This window comes from Rhizobium sp. Root708, from assembly GCF_001429725.1.
Lineage (GTDB): Bacteria > Pseudomonadota > Alphaproteobacteria > Rhizobiales > Rhizobiaceae > Rhizobium.
The window spans coordinates 154,334-167,693 of record NZ_LMHV01000005.1; the positions used below are offsets into that span (position 1 = coordinate 154,334).

A 13,360-nucleotide genomic window follows, 5' to 3' on the forward strand; every position below is an offset into this window, starting at 1 on the left:
CGCGAACGGGCGTGACGGTGGCTAGCCGAAGACGAGGCCGCCGTCGACGATGAGGTTTTGCCCGGTGACGGCTCGTGCCCACGGGCTTGCGAAGAAGAGAACCGCGTCGGCCGCTTCCTCCGGCGTCGTCACCCGGCGAAGTGGCGTGTTGGCGGCGATCAGCTCGAACACCGCGTCCGGCGTCGCGCTGCTTGCCTGGGTCGTCCGCAACAGGCCACCGGACACCATGTTGACGGTGATGCCGAGTGGCCCGAGTTCGGCCGCCGCGGTGCGGGTCAGCGACAGGAGGGCAGCCTTGGCCGCCGTATAGTCGTGATAGGGAACGACCGGGTTCTGAAAGAGGTTGGTGCCGATCGTCACGATGCGCCCGAAGCCGGCCGCGGCCATGGCCGGCCGTGCCGACTGGATCAGGTTCAATGCTCCCTTAACGGCCGTATCGAGTTGTGCCGTCATCGCCTCCCATGCGAGTTGATCGAGCTTCGGGCGTTGGTCGCCGTTGAAGCTGAAATCTGTCAGGGCGTTGTGCACCAGCGTGGTCGGCGCGCCCAAGGTGTTCGTGACGTCAGACACCATGCGCCGGACGGCAGCGGCATCGCGGATATCGGCCTGGAATGCCTTGGTGCGGTCGCCAAGGCTGGCGGCCAGCGCTTCGGCTTCGCTGCGGCTATTGCGATAGTTGATCGCGACCTTCGCCCCTTCGCGGGCAAAGGCAGTAGCAATGGCTGCGCCGAGGCCGCGGGCGCCGCCGGTGACGATGACCGTCTGTTCGCTGAGCGCTAGTGTCATTTCGAATACCCTTCTTTCGTCTGCCAGAGTTCATGAAAATGCTGTACCGGCCCGTGCCCGGTGCCGACGTCCAGCGTGTCGGCCTTGGCCACCGCCACAGCCAGATAGGCCTTGGCGGTGGCGATCGCCTGCACCAATGTCGCCCCCTTCGCGAGTTCCGCGGCCAGCGCGCTCGAGAGCGTGCAGCCGGTGCCATGGGTGTTGGCCGTTGGTACGCGGGCCGCTTCGAACCAGCTCAGCCCATCGGCGCTCGCCAGCACATCAGGGCTCTCGGGTCCGGCTAGGTGGCCGCCCTTGACCAGCACGGCAGCGGAGCCTAACGCGCGCAGCTTTTGTGCCTGATCGGCCATCTCCGCGCGGCTCTCTGCCGGCTGCACCTGAAGCAGTGCTGCCGCCTCCGGAAGGTTGGGTGTCAGCAGTGTCGCGAGCGGCAGCAGCCGGCGCGTCAGCACGTCGATGGCCTCGGGGTCGAGAAGATTGGCGCCGCCCTTTGCGACCATCACCGGATCGAGAACGATCGGAATATCGCGATGGGACCGCAGCACGGTGGCGACCGCGTCGGCGATCTCGGCATTCGCAATCATGCCGATCTTGACCGCATCCACTCTCACATCGGCGAAGACGGCCTTTATCTGGTCGCCGATGAAGGCGGCCGGCACGAGATGCACGCCGCTAACACCCTTCGTGTTTTGCGCGGTCAGCGCGGTCAGCGCCGCCATGCCATAGACACCACGTGCCGCGAAGGCCTTGAGATCGGCTTGAATGCCGGCCCCGCCCGATGGGTCCGAGCCGGCGATGGATAGAACGTTGCGGATCATTTCTGTGCCTTTCGAATAGCACTGGCTATATCGCGAGCGGCTCTCTCCGGATCACTCGTGCCGCAGATGGCGGAGACAACCGCCAGCCCGCCGGCGCCGGCGGCGAAAACATCGCCGACATGCGTGGCCTTGAGCCCGCCGATCGCCACTGTTGGTACCGGGCAGACATCGACAAGCCTAGCTAGGCCGTCAAAGCCGATCGGCTGCTTGTGATCGGGCTTGGTGGCGCTGGCAAAGACCGGTCCAATTCCGGCGTAGTCGACGATGCCAGGGTCGACCGCAGCCGCCAGCGCTTCGGTCTCGACCGAAAGACCGAGGATCATGTCGGGGCCGATGAGCTTACGTGCGGCGCGCGCACCGAGATCGTCCTGGCCGATATGGAGGCCATCGGCGCCGATGGCGATCGCCGCGTCCACGTCGTCGTTGACAATGAGCGCCGCCCCCGTGCCCGAGAGCACCGTTTTCAGGGCAAGGCCGGTTTCGATCATCCGCGCTGTGTCGGCATTCTTGTCGCGCAGCTGCACGATCGTCGCACCGCCTGCAACCGCCGCACGGGCCGTCTCGACCATGCCGATACCGGCGCAAAGATCCGGATCGAGAACGAGGTAGAGCGATAGGTCGAACTGTTTCATGCCTGACGGATCCTTGCGTGGCCGTCGAGAAACGCGCCATCGATCCGCGCAAGACTATCGAGGAAGCGGACGGCGAACGAGCCCGGTCCCTCGGCATCGCGGGCAGCTGCTTCGCCGGCGACGGCGAAGGTCGCGAGCGCTGCAATCGTTGCTTCGAAGGGAGCGTCGGGGCGGATCGCGGCAAAGGCGCCGACAAGGCAGGTCAGGGAGCACCCAAGCGCTGTCACTTGCGGCATCAACGGCGAGCCGCCGTCGATGCGAACCGCCCTGATGCCGTCGGTGACGAAATCGGTAGCGCCGGTCACGGCAACGACGGCTCCATGCGTCTCTGCCAGCGACCGGGCGGACGCCTCTGCCTGTTCCACCGGATCGCGGCTGTCGACACCCTGGCCTCGGCTCGCGCCACCGGCCAGCGCGATAATCTCGGAGGCATTGCCGCGGATCACCGCGGGCTGGAGCTCAAGCAGCGACGCCACCGCTTCCCGCCGGAACGCCGTGGCGTAGTGGGCGACGGGATCGAGCACCCAGGGTTTGCGATTGTCCCTTGCGGCGGTCGCGGCGGCGCGCATGCCTCGCATCCATCCGGCCGACAGCGTGCCGATATTGATCGTCAGTGCGCCGGCGATGCCGGCGAACTCGCCGGCTTCCTCCTCGGCGTGAACCATGGCAGGCGAAGCGCCCGTTGCCAGCAGCACGTTGGCGGCAATGTTCATCGCGACGAAATTGGTGATGCAGTGGACGAGCGGCGGCTGTGCGCGCAAGGCTTCAAGCAGCCTGCCCGGTGATGTCTGGTCTTGCATATTGCCCCTTTCAAGCGGGGCGAGACGCGAGGGACGACACGCAAAGGGCGGGCAAGTCCCGAGCGACTCCCTCCGCCAGCATTATCTGGTTCAGGTTCAAAGGGTACTTCTCAGCCCGCCTTTCGGCGTGCGCCCCTGTCTCTCATCATCTGTCTTGTCGCAAAGATAACCGGCCTTGTCATCTCAAAAATGACGGCCACGACGTCTCAGAGGCCGTTCTCCTTGATCGCTTCCATCGCGACGAAGGTCGACGTGTTGGCCACGAAAGGCAGGCTGGAAATCTTCTCCCCAAGGACCTGACGGTAATTGGCAATGTCGGACGTCCGGATTTTCAGCAGGTAGTCAAAGGCGCCGGCGATCATGTGGCATTCCTCGACCTCCTGTAGCTTCCGGACCGCGACGTTGAAAGCGTTCAGCGCGTTCTCACGCGTGTCCGAGAGCTTGACCTCGGTGAAGGCGACGTGATTCTTGCCGAGTTTGTTGACGTCCACCACCGCGCGGAAGCCGAGGATATAGCCGTCTTCGATCAAACGTCGTAGTCTCACCTGGCAGGGCGTGTTGGAAAGACCGACGCGTTTTGCCAGGTCGGTAACGGACATCCGGCCATCTGATAGCAGAGCTTCGATGATCCTGTGATCGAACTGGTCGATTTCTCTACTGTGGCTGGTTGTATTCACGTGAATTGCCCCCAAATTCCGCCAATCAATGGCGAATTATATTCAATGGGCATTCAAATCAAGTGAAATTGACTTCTTAAACCCTGTTAGCTTCAGGCTCTATGCGGATCAGGAGAAATATATGACGACCGTCGACGGCGCAGTGGCGCCCGGTGCCACCCCAGAGCAACCTCATAATGCTGAAAATCCGTTCAGCGCATTTGCACCTACGATCCGCGAACAGAGCGAGTTGCGTCGCGCCATCACTGCTGCTTACCGGACGCCTGAGACGGTATGCGTTCCGCGCCTTGTCGAAGCTGCCGCTCTTTCTGACAAGGTCAGGCAGGCCGCCGCCGCAACGGCGCGCAAGCTGATCGAAGCGTTGCGTGCCAAGCACAAGGGAACGGGCGTAGAAGGACTGGTCCACGAATACTCGCTCTCCAGCCAGGAAGGCGTGGCGCTGATGTGCCTTGCGGAAGCGCTGCTGCGCATTCCGGATACGGCGACGCGCGACGCGCTGATCCGCGACAAGATTTCCGAAGGTGACTGGAAGGCGCATATCGGCGGCGGCCGATCTCTCTTCGTCAACGCCGCGACCTGGGGTCTCGTCGTTACCGGCAAGCTGACGTCAACCGTCAACGATCGCAGCCTCTCGGCAGCCCTCACGCGTTTGATCGCGCGCTGCGGCGAGCCTGTGATCCGGCGCGGCGTCGATATGGCGATGCGCATGATGGGCGAGCAATTCGTCACCGGCGAAACGATCGATGAAGCGCTCCAGCGGGCCCGGCCGCTCGAGCAGCGCGGCTTTCGCTATTCCTACGACATGCTCGGGGAAGCCGCGACAACGGCCGCCGACGCCGAGCGCTACTACAAGGACTACGAAGCCGCCATCCATGCGATCGGCAAGGCTTCCGACCGCAGAGGAATCTATGAAGGGCCGGGCATCTCGATCAAGCTGTCGGCGCTGCATCCGCGTTACGTTCGCGCTCAAGGCGCGCGCGTCATGGACGAACTGTTGCCCAAGGTGAAGGCACTGGCGCTGATCGCCAAGTCCTACGATATCGGCCTCAATATCGACGCCGAGGAAGCCGATCGCCTCGAGTTGTCTTTGGATATTCTTGAGTCGCTTTGCCTCGACGAGGATCTGGCGGGCTGGAACGGCATGGGCTTTGTCGTGCAGGCATACGGCAAACGTTGCCCGTTCGTCCTGGATTACATCATCGATCTCGCCCGTCGTGCGGGACGCCGCATCATGGTTCGTCTCGTCAAGGGCGCCTACTGGGACGCGGAGATCAAGCGCGCACAGGTGGACGGTCTGGCTGACTTTCCGGTCTTCACCCGCAAGATCTATACCGATGTTTCCTACATCGCCTGCGCCAAGAAGCTGCTTGCCGCGACCGACGCTGTATTCCCGCAGTTCGCTACCCATAACGCCCAGACTCTGGCGACGATCTACCAGATGGCGGGCTCGGATTACTACGTCGGCAAGTACGAGTTCCAGTGCCTTCACGGCATGGGCGAGCCGCTTTACGACGAGGTTGTTGGCCGCCAGAACTTGAACCGGCCGTGCCGCATCTATGCGCCCGTCGGGACGCACGAGACGCTGTTGGCGTATCTCGTCCGCCGTCTTTTGGAAAACGGCGCGAACTCGTCCTTCGTCAACCGCATCGCCGACCCGAATGTGTCGGTGGACGAGTTGGTTGCGGATCCGACCGAGATTGTCGCGAAAATGCCGGTTGTCGGTCAGAAGCACGACAAGATTGCGCTTTCCGCAGGCCTTTACGGCGCCCGCAAGAACTCCAGTGGGCTCGATCTCTCGAACGAGACGACGCTGGATGAGCTCACGGCCTCCCTCGAACGTAGCGCCGCGATGAGCTGGACTGCTTCGGTCGGCGCCACGGCCGCAGGTCCGGCGCGTGAGGTTCGCAATCCGGCCGACGAGAGAGATGTTGTTGGTTCCGTACGAGAGGCTACGGCCGAGGAAGTTGCTGCTGCGGCTGCGCTTGCGCTGAAGGCAGCACGGTCATGGTCCGCCGTCGCGCCCGCAGAACGCGCCGGCGCGCTCGAGCGTGCCGCCGATCTCATGGAAGAGCGGATGGAGGTCCTTCTCGGCTTGATCATGCGCGAGGCAGGCAAGTCGGTTCAAAACGCAATCGCCGAAGTTCGTGAAGCGGTCGACTTCCTGCGCTACTACAGCGAGCAGGCCCGCCGTACCCTCGGCCCTTCGCACGCGCCGCTCGGTCCAGTGGTCTGCATCAGCCCGTGGAACTTCCCGCTGGCTATCTTCAGCGGCCAGATTGCCGCTGCCCTGGTTGCCGGCAACCCCGTGCTCGCCAAGCCGGCGGAAGAAACACCGCTGATCGCTGCCGAGGCTGTCCGTATCCTGCATGAGGCCGGCGTTCCGGCAGATGTGCTACAGCTGATCCCCGGTGATGGGCGCGCGGGCGCGATGCTTGTCGCTGCGTCGGAAACGGCAGCCGTCATGTTTACCGGCTCCACGGAAGTTGCCCGGATCATCCAGGCGGAGCTCGCAAAGCGGCTCTCCGCCGATGGGAAGCCAATTCCGCTGATCGCAGAGACCGGCGGCCAGAACGCGATGATCGTCGACTCCTCGGCGCTCGCCGAACAGGTGGTCGGCGATGTCATCGCGTCCGCGTTCGACAGCGCCGGTCAACGCTGCTCGGCTCTTCGCGTGCTGTGCCTGCAGGAAGATGTCGCCGATCGCACCCTGACGATGCTGAAGGGCGCGTTGCGTGAATTGAACATCGCCAACACCAATCGGCTTTCGGCCGATATCGGCCCTGTCATTACGGCGGAAGCCAAGGGCATCATCGAGACGCATGTGAAGGCGATGCATAGCCTCGGTTGCCCCGTCGAACGCGTCGAGTTGCCGGCGGCGACCGATGTCGGGACCTTCGTCGCGCCGACGATCATCGAGCTTCGCCAGTTATCCGACTTGAAGCGGGAAGTCTTTGGGCCTGTGCTCCACGTCATCCGTTGGCGCCGTCAGGATCTCGACCGGTTGATCGACGATATCAACGACACTGGTTACGGTCTGACCTTTGGCTTGCACACTCGCCTCGACGAGACGATTGCGCATGTCACCTCGCGGGTGAAGGTTGGCAATGTCTACGTCAACCGTAACGTGATCGGAGCCGTCGTTGGCGTTCAGCCGTTCGGTGGTCGTGGATTGTCCGGCACCGGCCCGAAGGCGGGCGGTCCGCTTTATCTTGGCCGACTGGTCAAGAATCCTCCGATCCCGCCGCAGCACAGCTCTGTTTACAGCGATCCGGGCCTCTCGGATTTCGCCAAGTCGCTCGATCAGAAGGGCTTGGCGGACGATGCGGAAATGGCGCGCAACCTGGGCAGCCAGTCGGCGCTTGGGCTGGAAAGCGAATTGCCGGGACCCGTCGGCGAACGCAACCTCTATGCCTTGCATCCTCGCGGCACCATCTATTGCCTTCCGATTTCTGAGGTCGGCTTGCGCCGGCAGATATCGTCGGTCCTTGCGACCGGCAACAGTGCCGTCGTCGAATGCGATGACCGGTTGCGCGCGAGCCTCGATGGCCTGCCGGCGACGGTGTCGAACAGGGTCGTCTTCAAGGATGCCGCCTCGGCGGGTGCGAGCTTTGCAGGTGCCTTGATCGAGGGCGAGGGCGCCCATCTGAGCACGATGCTGAACAAGATCGCGGCGATGCCGGGCGCATTGTTGCTCACACAGTCCGCGTCGTCTGACGCACTTGCACGTGATCCGGATGCCTATTGCCTTAATTGGCTGCTGGAAGAGGTTTCGACCTCGATCAACACTGCGGCAGCCGGCGGTAACGCAAGCCTGATGTCGATCGGCTGATCGCACGCAGATTATGGTCGCAACGCGTGCATCGCGTTGTGACCATTGATGCTCAAGGCGTGGCAGGGGTAGGTTTCGGGAGCAGTTTGCCGCGAACGAGCAGCAGCACTGTCCCGATCGCTATAAGACCCACGACCACATTTGCGGCGACAAACAGAATGGGCGCCAAGAGATGAAGTGCGCCTGATGGGTCGCTGCGCGTCACCATCTTGCTTGCCGCGGTCGACAGGGCGGTCACACCGAAGGTGAAGGCCCAGTAGGATGCCGCGAAGGGCTGCTGCCGGATCCATGGCAGCAGGCGCAGCATCAGCAGAAGCTGCAGGATCGCGTAGCCCAGCATGGCATGGGCGAGTATGTCAGGCGTTCCGGTCGTAACGCTGAGATAGGCCACGCAGCCGACAGCGGGTGGTGCAAGCTGGATGCCGAGGGTCGGACGCAACGGCTCAGACAGTGTCTGAGCGTTGTACAATCGGTTCAGAAGCACGGATTCGATCGCCAGCCACGAGAAGAATCCGGCGCCGAAGGCAAGCTGGCCCCAGTCGGGCGAGTTGAACGCGGATAGAGCTATCGCCATGACGAAGGAACCGGCAACCGCCGGCAGGTAAAGCACCGCCGTCGTCGCGGTCGGATCGCGATCACCTCGCCAGAGAATACCTGTCCGCCAAAGGGCGAAGACTAGCGTGAACACCGCGCCGGCGGCAAACAGCACCACCGCGCCGGCATGGCTGTGGGGTTGCAGCACAATCGCGGTCAGCATGGTGGAGACGCCGATGAGGCCGATGAAGCAGCATTGCACCGGATGCTGCGCTTCAGCTGCAACAGCTTTCGCGTCGATCAGCCATTTGCCTGCGTAGAGAAGGATGAGCAGCAGCCACACGACACCTGCCACGATCCCGATGGCCTCGCCGATCTGCGGCGGCAAATTCCAGATCGGAGCCGCGGCGCGCCAGCTGTTCGTCAAGCCTGCCAACCCAAGCACGATACCGAAGAAAGCGGCCGGAATACGTGGCATCCGGACATGCAAGCCCGCCATGCCGATAGGAGATTTGGCTGAAATATTGGACATGCGAGAGCATCCTTTGCCGCGATCGTGGCCGGCAGCATCGGTTACTCCTGGACGAGTGACAAGAGGAGGTCCACCTTTATCTGAGCCGTCTCTTGCCCTCGAAGAACAGAAGCATGACGAGACCGAGCAATCCGGCGGCCGCAGCGATCAGCGCGGTACCCGAATAGCTGCTCGTGGCCGTTCCCAGCGCGAAAAGCAGAGCGCTCAGCCCTGCACCGAGAAAGAGGTTGACCGAGATGAGCGCGCTTCCGAGACCGGGACGCTCCGCGATGAGATCCTGGAGATAGGTGATCGGAATGCTGATCAGTGCCGCCGCCCCAATCCCGCTGAGAATTGTGAGCGCGTAGACGTGCCATGGTGCGGATGCCAGTCCGAGCAGCACGAGGTAACCGACATAGATGACGGTGCCGATCGCAAGGGTGGTCACATGGTTCATCATTCTCTGCGCACGCCCCCACACGAAGATGAAGATGACTTCGAGAAGTGCCACGATCCCGATGAGAACGCCGATATCAGCCACCGTTCCATGGGCCGCGCCGGTGACGATCAATGGAAAGACGGCACCGTTGACGTGCAACATGCTGCTGATCAAAGCGACCGCCACAACCCGGACCAGAGCGGGCGGTGAGACGACTGCCCCCAATGCCGCGAGGTAGGACAGATGATGTGTCGCCGCATTGTCGGTTCCGCGTTGCCGGGGCAAAAATCCGGCGATCAATGCAAAGCAGGCGACGCAGGCGAGCGCTGCAAAAAGGTAGGCCGGCAGCATGGTTTTGGAATTGGCGAGAAGGGCGGCTGTCAGCCCCGGCACCAGCACCCAGGCGAGCGAGATCATCGCTCGAACACCAGAGTTCACGGTGGCGACGTCGTTTCGCTCCATGTCGCGGGTTGCCGCTCGCACGTTGCCGAAAAGCAGGGAGTTGAGCGCCCAGAAAACCGGCAGGAAAACCAGCGCAGCGAGCAAGAAGGTTGCCTGTGTCGGCACGAAGTAGACCGCGCCATAGCCGACGATGCCGAAAACGGCCACCGTCAACATCATGGTTCGGTATTCACCCAGTCTGTCCGCCAGGTTCCCGAGCAGGATGCTGACGATGACGTTCACACCGGCCGCGCAGAAAATCAGTGCCGAGTAAAGGCCATTGCTGAGGCCAAGCTCGCGAATTCCGATGATGGACTGGTAAGGCGCTGTCGACGCGCCCGCGAAGCCGAAGGCGAAAATTGAAAGCATGCTCACCCGAATCCTGGGATCGCGGAAAACGGTAGGGAGGAGGCGGGTCATCGGGACTGTCTAAAGGGTGGTCAAATCACCCGGTTGTCGGGTAAGCGAACTCTGGCAGGTCTCGCGTGAGCCGAACCTGCCAGAGTGAATTTCAGCCCTGCCAGCGCGCTGAGAGACGTGCGCGTGGTTGAAAATCGAACTCACGATCGAAAGGGAAGGCGGGTCGCATACGGCGTTTGCTCTCGAGGTTCTCGATATCCTGGTTCACCACGCCCTCGGTCAGCGCCATCAGGTTCGGGTTCGCGATCGGAGCTAGCTCCGGCGAGAGGTAGCCAGACTTGACCGCAAGGAGCCTGACCGTTTCAGGTGCAAGGGAAAGGCGGGTGAAGTCCGCTATGTTGTGGTAGGGGCGCCGGCGGGCCGCCAGAACGACCGTGACGCCGCCGATACGAACGACTGCCTGGCGTTCCGGCAACGCGCCCGGATTGTCGAGGAACAGCACTTCGGCCTCCACCAGTGCTGGAGTGCTCGATGGATCAAGGCTGCCGCCGATACGCAGCGCCAGCGTCTCTCCGAGACCAGCCGCAAAGCATGCTTCGACGGCAGGGCGGTCGGTGATGCCTGCCACCAGTGCATGTTCAAACTTGCGAGCGAGGAGGGCGTTCAAGACGTCCGCACGGTCTCCGACGCCGCCACCGGTCGGGTTGTCGGCAGAATCCGCGAGAATGAGCGGCGCGGTTTCACACGCCTCGGCGATATCAAGCATTGCATCGAGCGGCCCGGTCACCGGGCCGAACTGGCAGCCTTCGCGAGCATCCCAGTAAGAACGAGCGATTTCCTCGGCCACCGCAGCTGCCGCAGCCTTGTCAGTGCCCGTCACGACGCCGCAGGCCGTCGCGCGCGGCTCGTCCGCCCAGACGTAACCGATCATGAGATTGGCATCCAGAATGCCTGGATGCTCGTCGAAACGCGGCAGCATGTCGTAGAGCGCGCGTGTTGGCTCATCCTCGGTGGAGGTTCGCTCGCCGGGCAACAGAACCGGCACGGCGGCCCAGGCGACGCCGGGGCGTTGCCCGCTCTTCAAAGCGTCGACCAGCATCGACCAGGCACGCACCATCGTCTCACGGACATCGATATGCGGCGCGGTGCGATAGGCCGCGAAGATATCGAGCTGGTCGATGATCTGCTGGCTGACGTTGCCGTGGAGATCGTAGCTTGCCGCCACGATGCAGTCAGGCCCGACGACCGCGCGCGCCGCGGAGATCCAGTCGCCCTCGGCGTCGTCCATGCCATCGACGTTCATCGCGCCGTGCATGGCGAGATAAAGGCCGTTGATCGGCAGGGACGCCTCGAGGCGCTCAAGGAATTCCGCCTTGAACGTTTCGTAGGCGGCATGCGAGACGGGACCACCGGGCACGGCCCGGGCGTGCAGAAGCGGGAGATGCTCAACGCCATCGGCGTTGAGAAAGTTGAAATACTCGGCGTTGAGTAGATCGGTACCCCGGAGGACGCGAAAGTCCTCGGTCGTCATCAGCACCGGGGAATAGGTGCTGCACTCGGTGTGAATTCCGCCTACGGCAATTCGCATGGAAACTCTCCTAGAGTTTGGGGCTCAGGGGAACGATAGCGGCAAAGCGCTGCCAGTTCTTTTTAGCTTTCGGGGTCCAGGCCGCCTCGGCGATTGCCGGAAGGCGCGGGAAGACCAGACGGTTGAAATAGGCCCGCGATAGGTAGTGTTCGGACCAGATGCATGCCTGCACGCCCTTCATCCTGTCCTTGAGGTCCTCAGGGAAGTCGCCCTCGGCCTCGTAGGCGTAGGTATGCGCCGGCGGAACTGTTCCGGCCCAGCTGGCGCCAGGTTCCTGGAACGCTTCCGCCTGGACCATGTCCAGATAGTAGGCCTGCCCGGGCGTCATCACCACCTCGTAGCCCTGACGCGCCAGCTCGATCCCGACTTGCGGGTTCTCCCAGGCCATCAACAGTGTGCCCTCTGCAGCGACACCGCCGCCATGAGCGACTTCGTTCCAGCCGGCCAGCTTGCGGCCACGAGCCGTCAGCATGTCCTTGATGCGCTTGAGGAAGAACGACTGCAGCGCGAAGGTGCCTGAAATTCCTTCCTGCTCCATCAGCTTCTTGGCGAGTGGAGAGGCAAGCCATGAGCCGTTCGCGACCTCGTCCCCGCCAATATGGAGATAGGAGGAGGGAAAGAGCTCGACCATTTCGTCGAGCACTTTTTCGAGGAACTCGTAGGTGAAGGGAACAGCGGGGTTGAGGGCGTTGTTCGGATAGCCCTGGACCGAGTGATAGCTGTCCGGCGCTTCCTGCCCGTCGCTCAATTCCGGAAGGGCGGTGAGGGTGGCGGAGCTGTGGCCCGGAATATCGATCTCCGGAATGACCTCGACGCTCAGGGATGTCGCATGCGAGACGATGTCGCGGGCGTCGTCCTGCGAATAGAAGCCGCCGACCGGTTGCGCGCCATTGCCAAGTTGCGGAAGCAGTGGCTCGTCGGGGCCGCGAAGGACGCCTGTGGTCGTCAGTTCGGGATAGGCCTTGATTTCAAGGCGCCATGCCTCGTCATCGGTCAAATGCCAGTGGAAGATATTCAGCTTGAACCAGGCAAGAATATCGATGAGCCGCTTGATGTCAGCGCTTGGATAGAATTGCCTCGAGACGTCCAAATGGCAGCCGCGCCAGCCATAGCGCGGCTGGTCGGCGATGGTGCCGGTTTCCGGAAAGCGGAACGTCTCCGGGGTGCCGCGTGCGCCTTGCAGGAGCTGCGCGAGCGAAGTCAGAGCATATTGCCGACCAGCGCTGCCGCCATGGCGGATCGTAATGGCGCTCGTCGTGAACTCCAGCCGGTAGGCTTCCTTTGCCAGCCCGTTGTCGGCGACGAAGCGCAGTGCTCGTCCCTGCGGGGAAGGCGCCAGGTTGAACGGCGCGTGGCTGCCGTCAAAAAGACGATGAAAAAGTGCCAGAACGGTCGCTACCGCGCGGATATCGTCAACGGATGAGCCGTCGGCGGGATAGAGAACGACCGGGAAGCCGTCGCCCGCCGTGGCGTCGATTTCCGCAGGCCAGGGCTGCAACGCAAATGGCAGGTCCAGTTCGCCTTTCGGCAGGAGCACGGGCGGCGGCTCGTTGACACTCCCTTCCAGCAGAAGATCGGACACGGCCACATCGACATGGCTGCCGTCGGCCAGAGTGACATAGGCCGATTTCGCGCCATCGGTACAATGGCGGGCAGGTCGGTGAAGGCCGCTGACGGTAAAGATCCAGCTGTCACCTGCATCCAGCGATAGTCCGGAAGGCGGTGCGAACTCATGGAAGTTCGCATTGCGACGGAGGAATGTTGCGTTGTCGCAAGCCTTCGGATCGATGACACGCGTCAGCGAGGTGTAGACCAGCTTGAAGTTCGAAAGCTGCCGATCTGACAGGTTGAAAAGCGTGAAGGTGAACCGACCGTTCGGGCCGCCGTCAGGTTGCCACGTGCTTTCCAGGCGGTAGGGAGCCGTTCCCATATCCGTTCCTCTCTT

10 protein-coding genes and 1 riboswitch are annotated in these 13,360 nt (G+C 62.7%); of the genes, 1 reads left to right on the forward strand and 9 read right to left on the reverse strand.

What is annotated here, in order from left to right:
* Nucleotides 1-21: 21 nt before the first annotated feature.
* The 5 genes from ASE04_RS06025 to ASE04_RS06045 form a co-directional block, all read right to left on the reverse strand.
* Nucleotides 22-786 carry a 3-oxoacyl-ACP reductase gene (locus tag ASE04_RS06025; protein WP_056813525.1) on the reverse strand — a complete coding sequence of 255 codons (765 nt, stop codon included), beginning with the start codon at nt 784-786 and terminating at the stop codon, nt 22-24.
* Entirely contained in the window at nt 783-1,604 is an 822-nt protein-coding gene (gene thiD / locus ASE04_RS06030; protein WP_056813528.1) for a bifunctional hydroxymethylpyrimidine kinase/phosphomethylpyrimidine kinase, read from the reverse strand. The genes ASE04_RS06025 and thiD overlap by 4 nt, the downstream gene beginning before the upstream one ends.
* A complete protein-coding gene (gene thiE / locus ASE04_RS06035) occupies nt 1,601-2,236 on the reverse strand; it encodes a thiamine phosphate synthase (protein WP_056813531.1) in 636 nt (211 codons plus the stop codon). The genes thiD and thiE overlap by 4 nt, the downstream gene beginning before the upstream one ends.
* Nucleotides 2,233-3,036 carry a hydroxyethylthiazole kinase gene (gene thiM, locus ASE04_RS06040; RefSeq protein ID WP_056813534.1) on the reverse strand — a complete coding sequence of 268 codons (804 nt, stop codon included), beginning with the start codon at nt 3,034-3,036 and terminating at the stop codon, nt 2,233-2,235. Before thiM ends, thiE begins: the two co-directional genes overlap by 4 nt.
* A gap of 50 nt (nt 3,037-3,086) precedes the next feature.
* Nucleotides 3,087-3,183: riboswitch (TPP riboswitch) on the reverse strand.
* Nucleotides 3,184-3,242: 59 nt separating this feature from the next.
* Nucleotides 3,243-3,713: an Lrp/AsnC family transcriptional regulator gene (locus tag ASE04_RS06045; protein ID WP_056813536.1), complete on the reverse strand. Its 471-nt coding sequence runs from the start codon at nt 3,711-3,713 to the stop codon at nt 3,243-3,245.
* 28 nt (nt 3,714-3,741) lie between these two features.
* Between ASE04_RS06045 and putA the strand changes: the two genes are divergently transcribed.
* A complete protein-coding gene (gene putA, locus ASE04_RS06050) occupies nt 3,742-7,542 on the forward strand; it encodes a trifunctional transcriptional regulator/proline dehydrogenase/L-glutamate gamma-semialdehyde dehydrogenase (RefSeq protein WP_082597270.1) in 3,801 nt (1,266 codons plus the stop codon).
* 52 nt (nt 7,543-7,594) lie between these two features.
* Here putA and tehA read toward each other — a convergent pair whose 3' ends face one another.
* From tehA to ASE04_RS06070, 4 genes are all read right to left on the reverse strand, one after another.
* A complete protein-coding gene (gene tehA, locus ASE04_RS06055; protein WP_056813543.1) occupies nt 7,595-8,608 on the reverse strand; it encodes a dicarboxylate transporter/tellurite-resistance protein TehA in 1,014 nt (337 codons plus the stop codon).
* 76 nt (nt 8,609-8,684) lie between these two features.
* Nucleotides 8,685-9,887 carry an MFS transporter gene (locus ASE04_RS06060; protein WP_056813546.1) on the reverse strand — a complete coding sequence of 401 codons (1,203 nt, stop codon included), beginning with the start codon at nt 9,885-9,887 and terminating at the stop codon, nt 8,685-8,687.
* Between the two features lie 91 nt (nt 9,888-9,978).
* Nucleotides 9,979-11,415 (reverse strand): M81 family metallopeptidase, encoded by a 1,437-nt coding sequence (locus tag ASE04_RS06065; protein ID WP_056813549.1) that lies wholly within the window; start codon nt 11,413-11,415, stop codon nt 9,979-9,981.
* A 10-nt stretch (nt 11,416-11,425) separates the two neighbouring features.
* A complete protein-coding gene (locus ASE04_RS06070) occupies nt 11,426-13,345 on the reverse strand; it encodes a beta-N-acetylhexosaminidase (RefSeq protein WP_056813550.1) in 1,920 nt (639 codons plus the stop codon).
* Nucleotides 13,346-13,360: the final 15 nt, after the last annotated feature.

Bases quoted from the DNA above. Each gene is read 5' to 3' on its own strand.
- ASE04_RS06025 (WP_056813525.1), bottom strand. From the start codon at position 786: ATGACACTAGCGCTCAGCGAACAGACGGTCATCGTCACCGGCGGCGCC.
- thiD (WP_056813528.1), bottom strand. From the start codon at position 1,604: ATGATCCGCAACGTTCTATCCATCGCCGGCTCGGACCCATCGGGCGGG.
- thiE (WP_056813531.1), bottom strand. From the start codon at position 2,236: ATGAAACAGTTCGACCTATCGCTCTACCTCGTTCTCGATCCGGATCTT.
- thiM (WP_056813534.1), bottom strand. From the start codon at position 3,036: ATGCAAGACCAGACATCACCGGGCAGGCTGCTTGAAGCCTTGCGCGCA.
- putA (WP_082597270.1), top strand. From the start codon at position 3,742: ATGGCGAATTATATTCAATGGGCATTCAAATCAAGTGAAATTGACTTC.
- tehA (WP_056813543.1), bottom strand. From the start codon at position 8,608: ATGTCCAATATTTCAGCCAAATCTCCTATCGGCATGGCGGGCTTGCAT.
- ASE04_RS06060 (WP_056813546.1), bottom strand. From the start codon at position 9,887: ATGACCCGCCTCCTCCCTACCGTTTTCCGCGATCCCAGGATTCGGGTG.
- ASE04_RS06065 (WP_056813549.1), bottom strand. From the start codon at position 11,415: ATGCGAATTGCCGTAGGCGGAATTCACACCGAGTGCAGCACCTATTCC.
- ASE04_RS06070 (WP_056813550.1), bottom strand. From the start codon at position 13,345: ATGGGAACGGCTCCCTACCGCCTGGAAAGCACGTGGCAACCTGACGGC.